13 protein-coding genes are annotated in these 18711 nt (G+C 74.4%); 8 read left to right on the forward strand and 5 right to left on the reverse strand.

Annotated features, from left to right (window positions below; genetic code table 11):
• Positions 1-7: 7 nt before the first annotated feature.
• The 4 genes from HS045_RS16100 to HS045_RS16115 all read left to right on the forward strand — a co-directional run bounded on the left by HS045_RS16100 (position 8) and on the right by HS045_RS16115 (position 5213).
• On the forward strand, positions 8-1990 hold the full coding sequence (locus tag HS045_RS16100) for a glycoside hydrolase family 127 protein (RefSeq protein WP_196452159.1): 1983 nt from the start codon (positions 8-10) through the stop codon (positions 1988-1990).
• The gene (locus HS045_RS16105) at positions 1987-3675 is read left to right on the forward strand and encodes an amylo-alpha-1,6-glucosidase (protein ID WP_196452160.1); all 1689 of its coding nucleotides are present in this window, start codon (positions 1987-1989) and stop codon (positions 3673-3675) included. Before HS045_RS16100 ends, HS045_RS16105 begins: the two co-directional genes overlap by 4 nt.
• A gap of 90 nt (positions 3676-3765) precedes the next feature.
• Positions 3766-4158 (forward strand): hypothetical protein, encoded by a 393-nt coding sequence (locus HS045_RS16110; RefSeq protein WP_196452161.1) that lies wholly within the window; start codon positions 3766-3768, stop codon positions 4156-4158.
• A 182-nt stretch (positions 4159-4340) separates the two neighbouring features.
• Complete coding sequence (locus tag HS045_RS16115) at positions 4341-5213, forward strand: aldo/keto reductase family oxidoreductase (RefSeq protein ID WP_196452162.1); 873 nt, start codon at positions 4341-4343, stop codon at positions 5211-5213.
• 155 nt (positions 5214-5368) lie between these two features.
• Here the strand turns inward: HS045_RS16115 and HS045_RS16120 are convergent, their stop codons facing one another.
• The 3 genes from HS045_RS16120 to HS045_RS35485 all read right to left on the reverse strand — a co-directional run bounded on the left by HS045_RS16120 (position 5369) and on the right by HS045_RS35485 (position 8511).
• Positions 5369-5815, reverse strand: a complete 447-nt coding sequence (locus tag HS045_RS16120) for a helix-turn-helix domain-containing protein (protein WP_196452163.1) — start codon at positions 5813-5815, stop codon at positions 5369-5371.
• Between the two features lie 178 nt (positions 5816-5993).
• The gene (locus HS045_RS16125) at positions 5994-8381 is read right to left on the reverse strand and encodes a DUF4132 domain-containing protein (RefSeq protein ID WP_196452164.1); all 2388 of its coding nucleotides are present in this window, start codon (positions 8379-8381) and stop codon (positions 5994-5996) included.
• Position 8382: 1 nt separating this feature from the next.
• Positions 8383-8511, reverse strand: coding sequence for a hypothetical protein (locus tag HS045_RS35485; protein ID WP_255531815.1), 129 nt, complete (start codon positions 8509-8511; stop codon positions 8383-8385).
• A gap of 502 nt (positions 8512-9013) precedes the next feature.
• On the opposite strand from HS045_RS35485, the gene HS045_RS16130 reads away from it, so the two are divergent.
• Positions 9014-11263: a hypothetical protein gene (locus HS045_RS16130; RefSeq protein ID WP_196452165.1), complete on the forward strand. Its 2250-nt coding sequence runs from the start codon at positions 9014-9016 to the stop codon at positions 11261-11263.
• 114 nt (positions 11264-11377) lie between these two features.
• Positions 11378-13663, forward strand: coding sequence for a sensor histidine kinase (locus HS045_RS16135; RefSeq protein WP_196452166.1), 2286 nt, complete (start codon positions 11378-11380; stop codon positions 13661-13663).
• A gap of 112 nt (positions 13664-13775) precedes the next feature.
• On the opposite strand, the gene HS045_RS16140 is transcribed toward HS045_RS16135, so the two are convergent.
• The gene (locus tag HS045_RS16140) at positions 13776-14384 is read right to left on the reverse strand and encodes a DNA-binding response regulator (protein WP_196452167.1); all 609 of its coding nucleotides are present in this window, start codon (positions 14382-14384) and stop codon (positions 13776-13778) included.
• Positions 14385-14481: 97 nt separating this feature from the next.
• Here HS045_RS16140 and HS045_RS16145 point away from each other — a divergent pair, with 97 nt between their 5' ends.
• Entirely contained in the window at positions 14482-15213 is a 732-nt protein-coding gene (locus HS045_RS16145; RefSeq protein WP_196452168.1) for an ABC transporter ATP-binding protein, read from the forward strand.
• Entirely contained in the window at positions 15213-17642 is a 2430-nt protein-coding gene (locus tag HS045_RS16150; RefSeq protein ID WP_196452817.1) for an FtsX family ABC transporter permease, read from the forward strand. Before HS045_RS16145 ends, HS045_RS16150 begins: the two co-directional genes overlap by 1 nt.
• Positions 17643-17719: 77 nt before the next feature.
• Here the strand turns inward: HS045_RS16150 and HS045_RS16155 are convergent, their stop codons facing one another.
• A complete protein-coding gene (locus tag HS045_RS16155; RefSeq protein WP_196452169.1) occupies positions 17720-18592 on the reverse strand; it encodes an NmrA/HSCARG family protein in 873 nt (290 codons plus the stop codon).
• Positions 18593-18711: the final 119 nt, after the last annotated feature.

Genomic DNA, 18711 nt, shown 5'->3' on the forward strand with positions numbered 1-18711 from the left:
TCGACACATGACCGGCCCCGTGCTGCCGTCCCACGGCCGGGTACGCCCCCTCGGGCTCGCTCAGGTCTCGCTCACCGGCGGGTTCTGGGGCGACCGGCAGGCCGTGAACGCCACGGCGACGCTCGCCCACTGCGAATCGTGGATGGAGCGCCTCGGCTGGCTGGCCAACTTCGACCGGGTCGCCGACGGGGCCACCGGACCCGACCGCCCCGGCTGGTCGTTCTCCGACTCGGAGGTCTACAAGCTGCTGGAGGCCCTGGCCTGGGAGACCGCGAGGACCGGCGATCCGGAGGCGGAGGCGGCGATCAAGCGGCTCACCGTGCGCGTCGCCCGCGCCCAGGACCCGGACGGGTACCTCAACACCTGCTTCGGCCACGGCGACCAGCCGCCGCGCTACAGCGACCTGGAGATGGGCCACGAGCTCTACAACACCGGCCACCTGCTCCAGGCCGCCGTCGCCCGGCTGCGCACCTCCGGCGAGGACGACCTGGTGCGCGTCGCGCGCCGCGCCGCCGACCACGTGTGCCGCACGTTCGGCCCCGGCGGGTCCGCCGGGATCTGCGGTCATCCGGAGATCGAGGTCGGCCTGGCCGAGTTCGGCCGCGCCCTGGGCGAGGAGCGGTACGTCGAGCAGGCCCGCCTGTTCCTCGACCGCCGCGGCCACGGGACGCTGCGCGACATCCCGCTGGGGCGCGCGTACTTCCAGGACGACGTCCCCGTCAGGGAGGCGGACGTGTGGCGCGGCCACGCCGTCCGGGCGCTCTACCTCACCGCGGCGGCCGTGGACGTGGCGGTCGAACGCGGCGACGGCGAGCTGCTGGACGCGGTGCGGCGGCAGTGGGAGCGCTCGGTGGCGCGCCGCACGTACATCACCGGCGGCATGGGCTCACGCCACCAGGACGAGGGCTTCGGCGAGGACTGGGAGCTGCCGCCGGACCGCGCCTACTGCGAGACCTGCGCCGGCGTCGCCTCGATCATGGTGTCCTGGCGCCTGCTGCTGGCCACCGGCGACCCGCGCTACGCCGACCTCATCGAGCGGACCCTGTACAACGTCATCGCGACCTCGCCGAGCTCCGACGGCAGGGCGTTCTTCTACGCCAACCCGCTGCACCAGCGCACGCCGGGCAAGGCCGCGGACCCGGACGAGGTGAGCCCGCGCGCCGAGGGCGGCACCCGGGCCGCCTGGTTCGACGTCTCCTGCTGCCCCACCAACGTCGCCCGCACGCTCGCCAGCCTGCACGGCTACCTCGCCACCACCGACGACGACGGCCTGCAGATCCACCAGTACGCCCCCTGCGCGATCCGCGCCGAGCTGCCCGGCGGGAGGACGGCCGCCGTGGACGTCGAGACCGGATACCCGGAATCCGGCGTCGTCCGCCTCCGCGTCGCGGCCGACACCCCCGGCCCCTGGACGCTCACCCTGCGCGTCCCCGCCTGGGCGACGGGCGCCACCCTCACCGAGGACGGCCGTACGCGGCGGGCCGCCCCCGGCCTCGTCCGCGTCCACCGGACCTTCCGCGCGGGCGAGGTCATCACCCTCGACCTGCCGGTCGAACCCCGCTTCACCTGGCCCGACCCCCGCATCGACGCGGTGCGCGGCTGCGTCGCCGTCGAGCGCGGCCCCGAGGTGCTGTGCGCCGAGTCCCGCGACCTGCCGGACCCCGCCGCGCTCGACGCCCTCGTGATCGACCCCCGCTCCGCGCCCCGGGCCGGAGGCGGCGCCGTCCTGGTCCGCGCCCTGCTGCCCGGCCACCCCGGAAGGAGCTGGCCCTACCTCCCCCGTCCGGCGCCCGCCGCGGGGGACGCCGGATGGATCGACCTCCCGCTGCGTCCCTACCACTCCTGGGCCCGGCGGGGCCCGGCGGGCATGCGCGTCTGGCTGCCCGTTCCCGCCGCGGAGGCCGTTCCCGCTGCGGAGGCCGGTTCCGTGACGGGCGCCGTTCCCGCCGCGGCCGCCGCCGGAGACCGGGAAGGGAGTCCCGCCCGATGACCGCCGCCTCCTCCTCCGGACCGGTGTTCTCCCTGGAGGAGATACCGTTCAGCCACTGCGGTTCCTGGTTCGGATTCTCGCCCGTGGTGGCGGAGCGGACCCACGCCCCGGACGTGCACCTGGTCTCGCACCAGACCGGCATGCACCCGGTCCTGAAGCTGGTCCCCGACGCCGAGGCCGTGATCACGGCCACCCCGCACCGGCTCACCTGGAGCCGCGACGACGGCCGGATCGACCTCGCCTACGAGAACGCCGACACCGTACGCGTGCGCGGTCGCGGCCTCGGGCTCCGCCTGCTGGCCGCCGACCCGGTCCTGACGCCGTTCAGCGGCCCGTACTTCTACCGGGACCCCGTCGACGGATCGTACGTCCTCACCGTCTACCAGACCGGCCGGCGCTACCGGATCACCCTCCTGCGCGGGGAGGCCGGGGATCCGGGCACGCGGGCGCTGGGCGAGCAGGCGCTGGGCACCGCCGAGCGCGGCGTCGCCCTGCGCGGCGAGTGGGAGATCGCGGTCGAGGAGTACGAGGCCGCCCGCGCCCCGTACACGAGCGCCGTCCCCTTCGAGCAGGTCGTCGAGGCGGCGCGGGCGGAGTTCGCCGCGTTCGCCGCGGCGGTCGCGCCCTGGCGCAGCGACCGGACGCCCGCCGCCGAACTGGCCGCCTACGTGCTGTGGTCGGCCACCGTCCGCCCCGCCGGGTTCGTCACCCGGCCCGCCGTGCTCATGTCCAAGCACTGGATGGACAAGGTGTGGAGCTGGGACCACTGCTTCAACGCCATCGCCCTGGCCCGCGGCCTGCCGGGGCCCGCCTGGGACCAGTTCCGGCTGCCCTTCGACCACCAGGACGCCTCCGGCGCGCTGCCCGACTCCGTCGCCCACTCCGAGGTCCTCTACAACTTCGTCAAACCGCCCGTCCACGGCTGGGCCCTGCGCCGGCTCCCTCCCGCACCCGATCCGTCCGGCGTCTACCGGTCGCTGGAGCGCTGGACCGCGTTCTGGCTCGACGCCCGCCGCGCCCCCGGCCGCGAGCTGCCGCACTACCAGCACGGCAACGACAGCGGCTGGGACAACGCCACCACCTTCGACCCCGAGCGGGTCGTCGAGACCGCCGACCTGGCGGCCTTCCTCGTGCTGCAGATGCGCGAACTGGCCCGCCTGGCACCGGATCCCGCCGCGTCCGCCCGATGGACGCGACAGGCCGACCGGATGCGCGACGCCCTCCTCGCCGAGCTGTGGGACGGCGAACGGTTCGTCGCCCGCGGCGTGCACTCGGGGCGCACCTGGGCCGGCTCCAGCCTGCTCGACCTCGTTCCGATCGTGCTGGGGGAGGAACTGCCGCGACCCGTCCGCGCGGCGCTGGCCTCCCGGATCGAGCGGCACCTGACCGCGTTCGGGCCGGCCACCGAGCCGCCCGCCTCGGAGCACTACCGGGACGACGGCTACTGGCGCGGCCCCATCTGGGCGCCGTCCACCGTCCTGGTCGAGGACGGCCTGCGCCGGTCCGGATACCCGGACCTGGCCGACGAGATCAGCGCGCGCTTCCGCACCCTGTGCGAGAAGTCGGGGTTCGCCGAGAACTTCGACGCCCGCACCGGGCAGGGACTGCGCGACCGCGCCTACACGTGGACGGCGAGCGCCTACCTCATCCTCGCCGAGGCCCACGAGCGGCGGAGCAGGAGGTGATCCGGCCCCGGCGCCCCGCCCGGCTCGTCTTGTCGGTTCCGCCTGATATCGGTTGCCTCGTACTCTTCCGCTGACGTGTGGAGCTGTGAGATGGCGACGGTCACCTTCCGAGACGAGACGGCAACCGGGAAACCGCTGGCCGAGTTCGCGCTGCCCGATCTGCCGGAGAGCATCTCGGCGCGGGAGCTGGTGCGGTCGCGCGTCCGGGAGGAGGTCGCCCGCCACAACGCCGATCCCTCGGCCCGGTTCACCGGCCTGGTCCGCCCCGCGGACGCCGAGGCGGAGCTGAACGGCTACCGGACGGGCGAGCGGCGGCGGATCGACTGGGAGAAGCAGGCGGACGCCGCCGAGCGGGCCTTCCGGCGCAACGGGTTCGTGCTGCTGGTCGGGGACCGCCAGGTCGAGGACCTGTCGGAGGTGATCGACCTGACCGCCGACCCGGTGGTGTCGTTCGTCAAGCTCGTCCCGCTGGTCGGGGGCTGAGGTGTCGGCCTCCCGCGTGTTCACCGCGGTCCGTCCGGAGGCCGCCGCCGGCCGGCCTTCCTCTCACCTGTGAGTGCCTTACGCACTGTGAAGTGCCTTCTTCCTATCAGGAAGCTGCTTCCCGATGATGATGCAAGGTGCCATCGGGCGCCGCTCTCTGGTTCAACACGAAAGGCACAGTGATGAGCACGTCCCCCGCCTCGCTTCCCGGCGGCACCTGGACCCTGGGCGACCTGACGGTCACCCGGTTCGGCTACGGAGCCATGCAGCTCGCCGGTCCCGGGGTCATGGGTCCGCCCGCCGATCACGACGGCGCACTCGCCGTCCTGCGCGAGGCCGCCGGCCTCGGCATCACCCACATCGACACCGCCGACGCCTACGGGCCGCACATCACCAACCGGCTGATCCGCGAAGCGCTGCACCCGTACTCCGACTCGCTGCACATCGTGACCAAGGTCGGCGCGGTCCGGGACGAGCAGGGGGGCTGGCCCCCGGCCCGCACGCCCGAAGACCTGCGCCGGGCCGTCCGGCACAACCTGGAGAACCTCGGCCTCGAGACGCTGGACGTGGTCAACCTGCGGCTCGGCGACGCTCGGGGGCCCCAGCCCGGCTCGCTCGCCGAGGCGTTCGGGACGCTCGCCGAACTCCAGCGGCAGGGGCTGATCCGGCATCTCGGCGTGAGCAACGCGACGGCGGAGCAGGTCGCCGAGGCACGCTCGATCGCTCCGGTCGTGTGCGTGCAGAACATGTACAACCTCGCCCACCGCCAGGACGACGAGCTGATCGACGAACTCGCCGGACAGGGCATCGCCTACGTGCCCTTCTTCCCGCTCGGCGGCTTCAGCCCGCTGCAGTCCTCGGCGCTCACGGCCGTGGCCTCCCGGCTGGCCGCGACGCCGATGTCGGTCGCCCTGGCCTGGCTGCTGCAGAGGTCGCCGAACATCCTGCTGATCCCCGGCACCTCGTCGGCGGCGCACCTCCGCGAGAACGTCGCAGGCGCCGGACTCACCCTCTCCGGCGAGGATCTCGCCGAACTGGACGAGATCGGCCGCTGAGGGCGGGCTCCGCGGGGCTTCAGAGGGGGGCGGAGGGCTCCGCGGGGACCCGGGGGGCTTCTCCTCGCGACGGGGGCGGGTCCTCGGACGTCCGCGGTCGAGTGCGGGACTCGACCGCGGACGACACCGCCGCACAGGCCCCGCGGAGCGCGGTCTCAGGCGAGGCGGGTGTCGTAGGCCTCGCGATGGGCGAGCACGTCGTCCATGTGCGCCTCGGCCCAGGCCTTGAGGCCCCGCATCATCCCGTACAGCGACAGGCCGAGATCGGTCAGCTCGTAGGAGACGGTGACGGGCACGGTCGGCACCACGGTCCGGGTCACCAGGCCGTCGCGCTCCAGCGAGCGCAGCGTCTGGGTGAGCATCTTCTGGCTGACACCGGCCAGCAGGCGGGCCAACTCCGAGTAGCGCATCGCCCGGGGCCCGCCGGCGCAGGCGGAGTCCGGCTGATGCGCATCGTCACTGCCGAGCGCGGCGAGGATCAGCGCGACCCATTTGTTGGAGATCCGGTCGAGCAGCTTGCGGCTGGGGCAGGCCTCCACGAAGGCGTTGTACCCCGCCCCGGCGTCCTGCTCCCTCCGCTGGGCCGCCGTCACCCGCGCCATCTGCCGCTCCTCTCATCGGTGAGCGCCTCACGCACTCCGCAGCGCCTTCTTCCCATTAGAAAGCTACACGTCTGCGATGGTGCAAGGCACTGCCAGGAACACCCTCCGACCCACCACGGCATCGCCTCCCCCCGTCACCCCGCTGTCACGCCCCGGTGGCCCCTTCCTGTCGCGGCACTCAGGTGGCGACAAGCTGGCGGGTGATCGACGCGTCGGTGATGGCCGTGTCGTCGGCGAGCAGGAACGCCTTGGACAGGATGACCGAGAGCATGCCGCCGTCCTCCTCGAAGGGCAGGAAGACCTGGTCGCCGCCGCCGCGGGGGACGATGCACAGGTAGGCGTCGTTGGGCTCCATCAGGATGTTGCCCGACCCCAGGTGGATCCGGTAGGTGCGCAGGTCGCCGCGGACGCGCAGGAACCGGTCGGTCAGCTCGGCCCGGTCGGCGATCGTCAGCCGGGGCAGCAGCCGGGCCAGCGCGTCGCGCCGGGTGCGGGCGGTCTCGGTCAGCTCGCCGAACCCGTACGGCTGCCGGTGGCCGTCGTGCCCGGCCGCCTGCTGGTCGAGCCCCAGGGAGCCGACCCCTACGGCGAGGTCGGCGTCGCGCAGCAGTTCCGAGAAGACCAGCGGCGGCACCTCGGTGAGCGGCGCGTCACCGGGAAGACCCGCGCGCCGGAACCGGATCGCGTCGGTGGCGGCGCAGGAGGCCGTGCCCCAGTCGTCCTGCCGGGGGTCGGAGGCGACCTGCATGCCCCAGCTCGCCTGCCAGCCGGCGAGCGTCTTGACGGCCGCCCCCACGTCGCCGTCGCACTCGTAGTCCCAGTGCCCGATCGACAGCCCGGTCCAGCCGCGTTGCTCCAGCAGCGCCTTGGCCTGCCCGTAGCGCACGAGGTGGCCCGTGAAACGGTCGGAGTGGGTGCGGGTGCGCTCCTCGGCCGGGGTCAGCAGGTAGACCTCGCGGAACACCTGCTTGAACGGCTGCCTGATCCGCCGCTCCAGCAGGTGGTCGCGCCAGCCGCGCACCCCCTCGGCGCCCTCCTGGACGGGGTGCCACAACCGGACGGGCGTGTCGGCCTCCGGACGCACTGATCCGCCGCTCGCGTCGGCCAGCGCCCAGCCGCCGCCGTCCCGGACCGGCAGCCCGGCGAACCCGTCGGGCAGCCGCCAGACGAGGGCGCGGGTGTAGGGGCCGGTGACCGGATGGTCGAAGAAGTACCGCTCGGCCTCCTGCCAGGACAGCGCGCGTTGGACGATGAGCATCTGCTCCAGGCGCAGCCGCTCGGCGGCCTGGGTGCGCTTGAGGTCCTTCAGCGTGGCCTTGAGATCGGCGAGCACCGGGTCCTCGCGGATGGACCGGGGCGCCGATTTGACGACGCGCCCGGACGCGTTGACGAACCGCAGCACCGGCCCGTCGACGTCGAGCCGGACGACGCAGTCGCCGGCCCGCTCCTCCCGGACCCCGTCGGGGCCGAGGCCGAAGGCCGGAACCGTCCGGTCGACGAGCTGCTCGTGGCTCAGCCCCTCCTGTACGGCCACCGCGTCGAGGGCGTCGGACGCCTTCGCCAGCAGGGCCGGTCTGCGCAGCCTGGCCCGCACGCGCGCGAGCACGCCCACCGTGTCGAGGCCGCCCCTCTTGGCCAGCACGTTCAACGCGGCGTTGGCCAGCCTCTCGTTGCGGCAGACGGCGGCGCCGCCGGTGCCGTTGCGCCCGATGCCGCAGTTCACGGCGATGTCGCCGAGCAGCGTGGACACCCAGGGCGCGTCGATCACCTCGCAGGTCCACAGCATGCCGCGCAGCGGCAGGGCGGTGCGGCGGGCGAGGAAGACCCTGCCGCCGGGCTCGCGGCTCTCGCGGTGGGTGGCCACGCGCGAGAGGATCTCGCGCAGCACCGCCACGCCGTCGTCGGTGAGCAGCGTGCGGACCTTGGCGAGCCAGGCTTCGCTGGGCCTGCCGGCCTTGGCCCGGCACCAGTGCTTCAGCAGGGGCAGCACGGCGGGCTGAGTCAGCCGGTCGGCGTACCGCCCCGCCATGGCACGGGCGACGGGGTCGCCGTCCCAGACCAGGCTGCGCACGACCCCGGCCGCCCCGTGCTCCGGGGGCTCGGTCAGGACGCGCTCCAGCTCCTTGCGCAGCGCGGCCCGGCCCGGGTTGCGGTGGGCCGGGTGCCAGGGCGGCGCGTCATCGAGGATCCGGCGGCGCTCGGAGTATCCGAGCGTCGCGATGGCGGCCAGCGGAATCCGGTACAGCTCGGCGTGCGCGGTGTGACCGCAACCCGACAGCGCGTCGGCGATCTCCCACAGGACGCGCGTGTCCTCGAACGTCCAGGGGATGTCGCCGCCGGCCGCCTCGCGCACCAGCCGGAGCACCTCCTCGGGGTACGCGTGGCCGCCCTCGTCGCCCAGGCTGAGCCGCAGTTGCGCCCACAGACCGAACGCCGTGCGCCCGGCCTCGTCGGCGCCGGGCCGCCCGCCCGCGTCGTACAGGGCGAACAGCTCGCGCGGCAGCCCCGTGAGGTGGTATTTGAGCAGGTAGCCCTGGGACGCGGGAAAGTCGTCGAGGACGCCCATGTCAGCCTCCGACCCGCTGCACGAGGCGGACGGGCCCGCGCGCCGGGCTCGCGCCGGGCCGAGCGGGAAGGGGGGTCTCGACGGAGCGCCCGGCGGTGGCGTTCCCGTCGCTGAAGGTGGCCGTGGCCATGGGGGGCTCCATCATCGGTCGGTCAACGTGACCGGTCATGGCTATCAACGGGCACCGACAATCCGGAGGCGGCCACCGGCCGGCCGAGCGGCGGCGCGGTCCCGGTGCGGCGGCTGCTGGCCCGCCGCCCCCTGGAGCGAATCCCCGCTCCAGGGCTCTCCCCGGGTGACGCGATCCGGGAGGTGCTCTCCCCGGGTGATGCGCCCCGCACCGGAAGCACGTATCCGATCAACGCCGGTCGGGAAACGAGGCTAGCCTGAGCGCATGCGGCGGTGGAAGATCTTCGTGCTGGCGGGTTTGGCGGGTGCCGCGGCGACCGGGGCGGTGATGATTCTCGGAGAGCGGCGGCGCCGCGTCTCCGCCGTGGAAAGGGCCGTGGAAGGGGCCGTGGAGATGGCCGGAGACGGGCAGCGGACCCGCCCGGAGGCAGCAGGGGCGGTGGCCGGCGCCGGAAGGCGGACCTCCGCCCCGTTTCCCGGAGGCTGACAGGGTGTCCGGCGGTGTGCGAACCCTGGATGCGGAGGCCCTGGCGCAGGCCTGTGCGGGAGGACGGGCCGTCCGGGCGCAGGACGGCGAGGAACTCGTCGTGGGGGCACACCTCGTACGGGAGCTGTGCCGACGCGATCGGGACGAGATCGACCCGCGCGGGCTGGCCATCGAAGGGGCGCAGATCAAGGGCGACCTCGACCTGAGCGGGATGGAGGTCCCTTTCCCGCTGCGCTTCACCGACTGCGTGTTCGACCGTCCCGTCGACGCGGACGGCGCCGACCTGTATCTGCTGGCGTTCGACGGCTGCACCGTACCCGGCATCCTCGCCAACGGGCTGCGGGTCCGCCGCGACCTGGACCTGTCCAGGTCGCGCATCACCGGTGACCTGCGGACCTCGGCCAGCACCTCCTGCGGCGCGGCCGTGTGGCTGTGCGAGTCGGAGATCGGCGGGCGCCTGCTCTGCCAGGGCACGGTCATCAGCTCCACGAGGCGGGCGATCCAAGCCGACCGGATGCGGGTCGGCGGGACGATCCGGTTGCTGGACGGGTTCGAGGCGAGCGGTGGGCTCCGGCTGATCGGGGCGCGGCTGGAGGGATCGCTGGATCTGACCGGTGCCCGGCTGACCCGTCCCGACCGGGGACTGGCCCTGGACCTGAGTGACGCGCAGATCGGCGGCAGCCTGTTCCTCATCGACGACCAGCGGGGCCGCCCTCCGCTGGTCCGCGGCTGCATCGACCTGAGCAACGCCCGGATCTCCGGGCAGTTCCTGATCCGCGCGGCCGTCTTCGAACCGGCCGAGACGGTCAGGGGCACCGGATACTCCAGCCGGCGCAGCAGCGGGACCGCGATCAGCGCCCCGGGCCTCTTCGTCGGCGGGGACCTCAGCGTCGAGGGTGAGTGCCGGATCGGCGGCGGCGCGGACTTCGCCATGGGATCCTTCAGCACCATCCGCATCCACCGGGAGTGCGCGTTCACCGTCGGTGGTGGCCGCGCCCTCGACCTGACCAACGCCGAGCTGCGCTCCAGCCTCCTCATCGAGGAAGGCGTGGCGGTCGAGGGCACACTGCGGCTGGCGGGAGCCCACATCAGAGGCGACCTCCGGCTCAGCGGCACACGGTGGAGCCGGCCCGAGAAGGAATCGCTCATCGCCGCGCAGGGCGTCGTCGTCGACAGCGTGGTGAACCTGCGGGGACTGGAGGCGACCGGCGGCAGGCTGAGGTTCCGCTCGGCATCGGTCGGCGGCGTCCTGGACGCCCGCGGCGCCCGGCTGTGCAACCCGGGCGGGGACGCGCTCTCCCTGCAGCAGGCGCTGGTGCGCGGACCGCTGCTGCTCACCGAGGGATTCACCGCCCAGGGCAGGGTGCTGTTGAACCGGTGCGGCGTGGAGGGGCGACTCGATATGGAGGGCGGCACCTTCAGCGAGGGGATCGAAGCGGTGTCGGCCACCGCGAGCGGCGGCATGGGCCTGCGCTGGGCCGAGGTCCCGCCGCGGGTGGACCTGACCGGCGCCTCCACCACCGTGCTCGCCGACGACGCGGCCCGCTGGCCGCAGGACACGGCGATCTCCGGATTCGTCTACGACCGGTTCGACGACGCCTGGGACTGGAGGGCCCGCCGTGACTGGCTGCGGGCGATGACCCCCTTCGACGCCGGCCCCTACGAGCAGGCGGCCAGGGTGTTCCGCCAGCACGGTCACCCGGCGGAGGCCGAACACCTGCTCATCGAGCAGCGCCGGCAGGCCAGGAGGGCACCGGCGCCGGGCGGGCGCTCACCGCGCCGCCGTATCAGGGACGCACGGGACCTGCTCTACGGGCTCACCGTCGGCTACGGGTACCGGCCCGGCAGGGTGCTGTGGCTGCTCGGCGCCCTGCTCGTCCTCGTGGGCGCGATGATGCTGACCCCCTGGGCACAGGAGACGCTGCGGGCCACCGACCCGCGCGGGAACGTGTACGCCGTCGACGGCCGGCTGGTCACCGTCGACGACGTGGCGGCACCGAAGGACGGCACCGCCACCGGGGCACGCCGCGGCACCCGTCCAGGGCCGTGCGGGGACGGACAGGTGCGCTGTTTCGACCCGCTGTTCTACACCGTGGACACCGTCGTCCCGCTGCTCTCACTGGGCCAGCGGGCGACCTGGTATCCCGAGACGCGCAGCCCGCACGGATCACTGGTGTCAACGCTTCTGAACACGGCCGGCCTGCTGGGCTGGCTGCTGTCGACAGTGGTCGTGCTCTCCTTCGCCCGGCTCGCCCGACCGGTATGAGATCGCCGGCGCCGCGTCGCCGCACCCGCCGGCGCAGACCCCGGCCATGATCTCAAAGCGTCACGGAGTACTAGGCTGTTCCCCCGGATGTTCGGGGGTACGGATTTGCCACAGATGCAGGCGCCCCACCTGGCCCGGGGGATCACCGTCGCCGCTCTGGGCGCGTTCGCGAGCGTGTACCTGCTGGCCGGGGCGCCGATCGCGATCGTCGTGTTCGCACTGCAGCTCGTCCACGTCCTGCCGGTGCTCAGGCGGTTCCGGGGGCCGGTGCTGCTCGCCGTGCAGGCCGCAGCCGGGTTCTGGGGCGTTCTCGCCGGCGCGTCCGTCGGCATGCTCGGCTTCCTGGCCGGGTCACTGCTGCTGCTGTCGCCGCTGTGGCCGCTCGCTCCGGCGGTCGCCGTGGCGGCGGCGGTGATCGGCTCCGCCCGGTACGGCGCAGCGTCCGCCACGGCCGACGCCACGATCACGATGGTCCTGATCGCGCTGGTGGTCTACGGCCTGACCCGGCTCACCGAGCGGGTCGACCAGCTGCACTCGGCCCGGCTCGCCCTCGCCGTGGCCGCCGTCGCCGAGGAGCGGCTGCGGATCGCCGCCGAACTGAGCGACGGTCTCGGGCGCGGCCTCACCGCGATCGCCGCAGGCGCCAGGCGCGCCCTGACCGAGCCGGAGCGCACGGCCGAGATCCTCGGACAGGTCGCGGGCACGGCACGGCGCGCCCTGGCCGAGGCGCGGGCCGCCGCCTCCGGGTACCGCGCCATGTCCCTGGCGCCCGAGATCACCGCCGCCCGCGCGATGCTGGCGGCCGCGGGCGTGACCCCGCAGGTGCGCGTCGGCCACGCCGAACCGCTGGGGCCCGCGGGCGCGCTGCTCGCGGCCGTGCTCCGGGAGGCGGTGACCGAGGTCGTACGGCGCGGCACGGCGACGACGTGCGCGATCGAGACCGACGCGTCCGAGGGCGGAGTCCGGCTCCGCGTCTCCAACGACGGAGCCAGGACCGCGGAGGACGAGAGCCTGGGCGACCTTCCCGGCCGGGTGGCCGCGGCGGGCGGATCGCTCACGACGGGCCTGTCCTCCACCGGCCGTTTCACCGTCTCCGCCGTGCTCCCCGGCGCCGGATCCGCGCCATCGCTCCCGCCGGACGACCGGTACGCCTCCGTTCTCTCCCTCACCCTGCTGGCCGTCGTCCTGGCCGGGTTCAGCGCCAAGACGCTGCTCCGGCTCCCGGCGGGCTCGCTGCTCCCGGCGGCCGCCTGCCTCGGGTCGATCATCCTCCTGCAGCTCCACCTGGTGTCCGGCCGTCACCTGCGGTCACTGACGGTCATGGCCCTGCTCACCTATCTTCCGATCCCCGCCTTCGGCGAGGTCTGGCTGGGCGTCGCCGGTTTCCTCTCCGGTCCGCTCCTGCTCGCCTTCCCGGCCGTCCTGGCCTGGCCGCTCGTCGCCTCCGTGACGGTGAGCGCCGCGGTCATCGGCGTCGTCCTCGGGCTGGAGCCCGCCGTGACGGTGAACCACACCGTGAGCACGCTGGTGACCGGCCTGGTCGTCCACGGGCTCCTCCGCCTGGCCCTGCTGGCGAAGGAGGTCCAGGCGGTCAAGGAGGAGCTGGCCCGCTCGGCGGTGGTCGAGGAGCGCCTGCGCGCCGCCCGGGACCTGCACGACCTGCTCGGCCACAGCATGGCGGCGATCCTCCTCAGGTGCGAACTGGCCAGGAGGCTCGACCCCGTCCGGGCCCGCGCCGAGATCGAGGACGTGCTCGCGATGGTGGAGAAGGCCGAGGCCGACATGCGCTCCGCCTCCGGGGAGCGGTACGAGATGTCGCTGGCCGCCGAGGCGGACGCGGCGCGGTCGCTCCTGGGCGCCGCGGGCATCGAGGTCACGGTCGAGCTGCGCCACGGCCGGGTCGCCGCCGAGGTCGAGACCGTGCTGAGCACGGTGCTGCGCGAGGCGGTGACCAACGTGCTCCGGCACAGCGCCGCACGCCGCTGCACGATCGCGACGGACCGCGAGCGGGAGGCGGTACGGCTCCGCGTGCGCAACGACGGCGTGCGCCCCGCGGTCCGGTCCGGCGCGGCTCCCCCCGGGGGCCCCGCGCCGGACCGGACCGGAGACCGGACCGGAGACCGGACCGGAGACCGGACCGGAGACCGGACCGGAGACCGGACCGGAGACCGGACCGCAGACCGGGCCGCAGACCGGGCCGCAGACCGGGCCGCAGACCGGACCGCAGACCGGACCGCAGACCGCCCCGCGGGGCGCCGCGGCTCGGCGGGAGTCGGCAACCTGACCACGCGGCTGGCCGCCCTCGGCGGCGGTCTCGTCACCACCCGCGACGGCGAGCGGTTCGAGATCGAGGCCCGTGTCCCCACCCCGTCCCCCGCGACGTCCGCACCCGCCGGCTGAGGCTCCCCGCCCCGCCCCGCGCCGCGCCGCGCCTCGGACGGCACGGCGCCGCGGCCCCTCCCCGGGCGGCCCGCTCCCCGCCTCCGGTCCCGGCCGTGCGGGTTCGGCGCGCTCAGATCCAGCCGGCCTCTCCGGCGATGCGCACGGCGTCGACCCGGTTGCGGGCGTTGAGCTTGGTGACGATCGCGGTGATGTAGTTGCGCACGGTCCCCGCGCTCAGGAAGAGGCGCCCGGCGATCTCGGCGGCGTCGATCCCCTCGGCCACCAGCCGGAGCACGTCGGCCTCGCGGGGGGTGAGCGGGTTGTCGGCCAGGTCCCAGGCCGTCACCGCCAGCGAGGGGTCGAGCACCCGCTCGCCGTCGGCCACCGCGCGGATGGCGGCCACCAGTTCCTCCGGCGGTGCGGTCTTCAGCAGGAACCCGTCCACCCGCGCACCGAGCGCCCGGCGGAGATGGCCCGGCTTGCCGTACGCGGTGAGCATGAGCGTCCGGCAGGCGGGCACCCGCGAGCGGAGCTCTCCCGCGGCGGCGAGGCCGTCGAGCGCGCCGGGCATGTCGATGTCGAGCACCGCGACATCGGGCCGGTGCAGGAGCGCGGCGGGCACCACGGCCTCGCCCGACTCGACGGCGGCGACGACCTCCAGGTCCGCCTCCAGGCCCAGCAGCGCCACCAGGGCGCCCCGGACGACGTACTGGTCCTCGGCCAACAGCACACGGATCACGGGACATGTCTACCAGTGCCCGGATCATGACGATGTCACGGTCCGCCGGTGATCACGTCTCTGGCCCGGCGGACCGCGGGCCAGCAGGCTTGCAGGCATGACGGACGTGGTGCGTTTGGACGCGGTGAGCAAGGTGTACGGCACAGGCCAGGGCGCGGTGGCGGCCCTGCGCGAGGTGACGGTGGGCATCCCGCAGGGGAGCTTCACCGCGGTGATGGGACCGTCGGGGTCGGGGAAGAGCACGTTCCTGCACTGCGCGGCCGGGCTGGACGCACCGTCCTCGGGCTCGGTACGGCTGGGCGGCACCGAGCTGACCGGGATGGACGAGACGCGGCTGACGAAGCTGCGCCGGGGGCGGATCGGATTCGTGTTCCAGGCGTTCAACCTGGTGCCCTCGCTGACCGTGGCCGAGAACATCACGCTGCCGCTCCGGCTCTCGGGCAGCCGGGTGGATCGGGCCTGGCTCCGCGAGATCGTCTCGCGGGTCGGCCTGGACGGGCGGACCGGGCACCGGCCCGCCCAGCTCTCCGGCGGGCAGCAGCAGCGGGTGGCCATCGCCCGGGCGCTGGTGATCCGGCCCGAGGTGGTCTTCGGCGACGAGCCCACCGGCGCGCTCGACACGATGACCGCCCGTGACGTGCTGAGGCTGCTCCGCGAGGTGGTGGACGGCATGGGCCAGACCGTGGTGATGGTCACCCACGACCCGGTGGCGGCCTCCTACGCCGACACCGTCCTGTTCCTGGCCGACGGCCGGATCGTGGACACGATGACCGCGCCGACCTCCGACCGGGTGGCCGAGCGGATGACCCGACTGGGAGCGTGGGTGTAATGATCTTCTTCGCGTTGCGGGCGATCCGGCACCGCAAGGCCGGCTTCGCGGGCGCCTTCCTCGCCCTGATGTGCGCGGCGGCCCTGGTCTGCGCCTGCGGGATGCTGCTGGAGACCGGGCTGCGCGGCGGCGTCGCCCCCGAGCGCTACGCGGGCGCCCCGGTGCTCGTCGCGGGCGACCGGTACGTCCGCGAGACGGTCCGGAAGTCGGAGGAGAAGACCAAGACGAAGGCCAAGGCCCTGTCGGAGCGCCGGTGGATCCCCGCCTCCCTCGCCGGGGAGCTGGGCCGGCTCCCGGGGGTCGGGCGGGTGGTCACCGAGGTGACGTTCCCCGTCCTGGTCGCGGGCCGGTCCTTCTGGGGGCACGGCTGGGAGTCGGCCCCGCTCACCCCGTTCACCCTGCGCGCCGGACGCGCGCCCAGGGACGGGGACGAACTGGTGGCGGACGCGCGGGCGGGACTGGACGTGGGCGCCGAGGTGACCGTGGAGTCACCGGCGGGATCACGGGTCTACCGGGTGACGGGCGTCACCGCCGAGGCCCTGCCCAGCCAGGACACGCTGTTCTTCGCCCCCGCCGAGGCCCGCCGCCTGGCCGGCCGTCCCGGCCTGGTCAGCGCGATCGGCGTCTTCCCCCGGCCCGGCGCGCCTCGGGCCGACCTGGCCCCGGTGCTCGGCGGTGCGGTCGCGCACACCGGCGACGAGCGCGGCACGGCCGAGTTCCTCGACGGGGAGCAGGCACGGCTGAAGCTGGTCAGCATGGGCGGCGCCCTCGGCGGCACCGCGCTGCTGGTCGCGGTCCTCGTCGTGGTCGGCACGTTCGCGCTCTCCGTCCAGCAGCGCCAGCGGGAGATCGCCCTGCTGAGAGCGGTCGCGGCGACACCCCGGCAGGTGCGCCGGCTGCTCGGCGGCGAGGCGCTCGTGCTCGGCGCCGTGGCCGGGACCCTGGGGGCCGCCCTGGGAATCGGCCTGGGGTTCTGGCTGCGCTCCCGGTTCGTCGCGCTGGGGGTGATGCCGGAGAACCTGCGGCTCGTGGTGAGCCCGTTCCCGGTACTCGCCGCGCTCGCGGCGACCGTCCTGGCGGCCTGGACCGCCGCGCGCGTCTCCGCCCGCCGTACCGCCCGCATCCGCCCGGTCGAGGCCCTCGGCGAGGCGGCGCTGCCGGCCGCGCGCCTGCCTCGGGGACGGCTGATCGCCGGGCTGGGGTGCGCCGCGGGCGGTGCCGTGCTGACGGCGGTGCTGTCGGGGCTGTCCACCGAGGCGGCGTCCGGCCCGGTGACGATGCTGACCCCGCTGGTGTGGACGGTCGCGGTCGCCCTGCTCGGCCCGGTGATCGCCCGGGTGGCCGTCACGCTGCTCGGAGCGGTGCTGCGCGGCTCCCGGGTGAGCGGGTACCTCGCCGCCGCGAACCTGCGGATCGGGTCGCACCGGCTGGCCTCGGTGATCACTCCGCTCAGCCTCATGGTCGCGATGACGTGCACGATCCTGTTCGTGCAGACCACGATGGGACACGCCGCCCAGCAGGAGGCGGCGGCGGGCGACCGCGCCGACCACGTGCTCGGCCCGCGGGTCTCCTCCGCCGCGGCCGACGCCGTACGCGGGGTGCCGGGCGTGGAGGCGGTCACCGAGGTGCTGCGCACCTCGGTCCGGGTCGGCCTGGAGAGGTACGGCGCGCAGGCCGTCACGCCCGCGGGACTCTCGTCGACGCTCGACCCCGGGGTGGTCGCCGGATCGCTGCGCGGGCTCGGCCCGCAGACGGTCGCCGTCAGCCGGACCGCCGCGTCCCGCCTCGGCGTGTCGGTCGGCTCGCCGCTCCGGCTCGCCCTCGGCGACGGCACCCACGCGACGCTCCGCGTCGTCGCCCTCTACGAGCGGGGCCTCGGGTACGGCGAGCTCCTCCTGGCGCACGAACTGGTGCGCCCGCACGTCGACGATCCGTTCTCCACCGTCCTGGTCGCGGCGCCGTCGGTCCCCCGCGCGGCCCTGGAGCGGGCCGCACCCGGCGTCACGGTGCTCGACAGGGTCCAGGCCGCCGAGGCGGGAGCGCCGAACGCCGCGGTCAACCACGTGGCGATGGGCCTGATCATCGCGTTCACCGCGATCGCCGCGGTCAACACGCTGGCGATGTCCGCCTCGGACCGCTCCCGCGAGTTCGCCCTGCTCCGCCTCGTCGGCACCACGCGCCGGCAGGTGCTGCGGATGGCCCGTCTGGAGACGCTGACCGCGGTGCTGGTCGCGGTGGCCCTCGGCACGGCGATCTCGCTGGTCACGCTCACGGCCTTCAGCCTGGGCATGACCGGTTCGGCGCGGCCGCACGTGCCGCCGCCGGCCTACCTGGCCCTGGTCGCCGCGGTGACCGTCCTGGCCCTGGCCGCCACCGCCCTTCCCGCACGGCTCGTCCTGCGCGCCCGTCCCGCCGAGGCGATCTCCTGATCCGCGGGTCCGGCCGGACAGAGCGGCCGGGACCTGCGGCGTGCCGCGCCGTCGGCCCCGGGCCGACAAGCCACCGGCTAGCCTGCGAGGATCCTGTCCCAGTCCACCGTCTTGGCCCACTCGGCGTAGCCGTGCCAGCGCACGGCGGGGTACCTGGCATGCAGAGCCTCGATGTCGAGGAAGTCGGTGGTGCTCTCGAAGTTCTCGAACATCGTGGCCACCTCCTCGCCGGCCCACTGCCGCACCATGTCCAGCGGCATCTGCCGGTAGGGGATCTCCCGGCCGATCACCTCGCTCAGGATCCGGGCCGCCTCCTGGCCGGTGACGCGATCGGACGCGATGTCGATCCGCTCGCCGACGAACTCATCCGGGTTCTCCACGGCGTGTACGGCCATGCCGGCGATGTCCAGAACGCTCACCTGGTCGAGCGGCTTGCCCGGAGTCAGCGGATGGGAGAGGATCCCGTCACCGAGCCGGCTGAAGCCGAGGTCGAGCACGTTCTCCATGAAGTACACCGGGCCGAGCACCGTCGCGCGCACCGGCCGCTCGCGCAGATACGCCTCGACGAGCTGCTTGCCGTCGGCGTGGTCGACGCCGGTGGCCGCCGACCGGTCGCCGCCCCGCACGGAGGAGTACACCAGGTGGACGTCGAGGCGGGCGACGGTGTCGACGAGCAGGCGTCCCTGCGCGACCTCCCCGTCCTTGCCGCCCTCGCCGAACGGCACCGACAGGCCGAAGACCGCGTCGGCGCCCGCGCAGGCCCGCCGGAGCGCGTCGGCGTCGGCGAGGTCGCCGACGGCGAGCCGTGCGCCCCGGGCCGACAGCGCCTCCGCGGCCGGCGACTCCTTCGAGCGCACGTACGCCACGACCTCGTGGCCGCGCTGCAGGAGCAGGTCGGCGACCGCCCCGCCCTGCTTGCCGGTGGCACCGATGACGACGACTCTGGTCATGATGAACGTCTCCATGTCCGGGAGGGATGCGATCCGAGGCGGGCGGAGTCGTTCCGGCCGGCGCACCCGGCCCTGCCACCCGCCGTCAGCGATTCTGGGACCTCGACCACAGTTGAGGT

Origin of the sequence: Planomonospora sp. ID82291 (assembly GCF_015711645.1) — a bacterium.
Classification (GTDB): Bacteria; Actinomycetota; Actinomycetes; order Streptosporangiales; family Streptosporangiaceae; genus Planomonospora.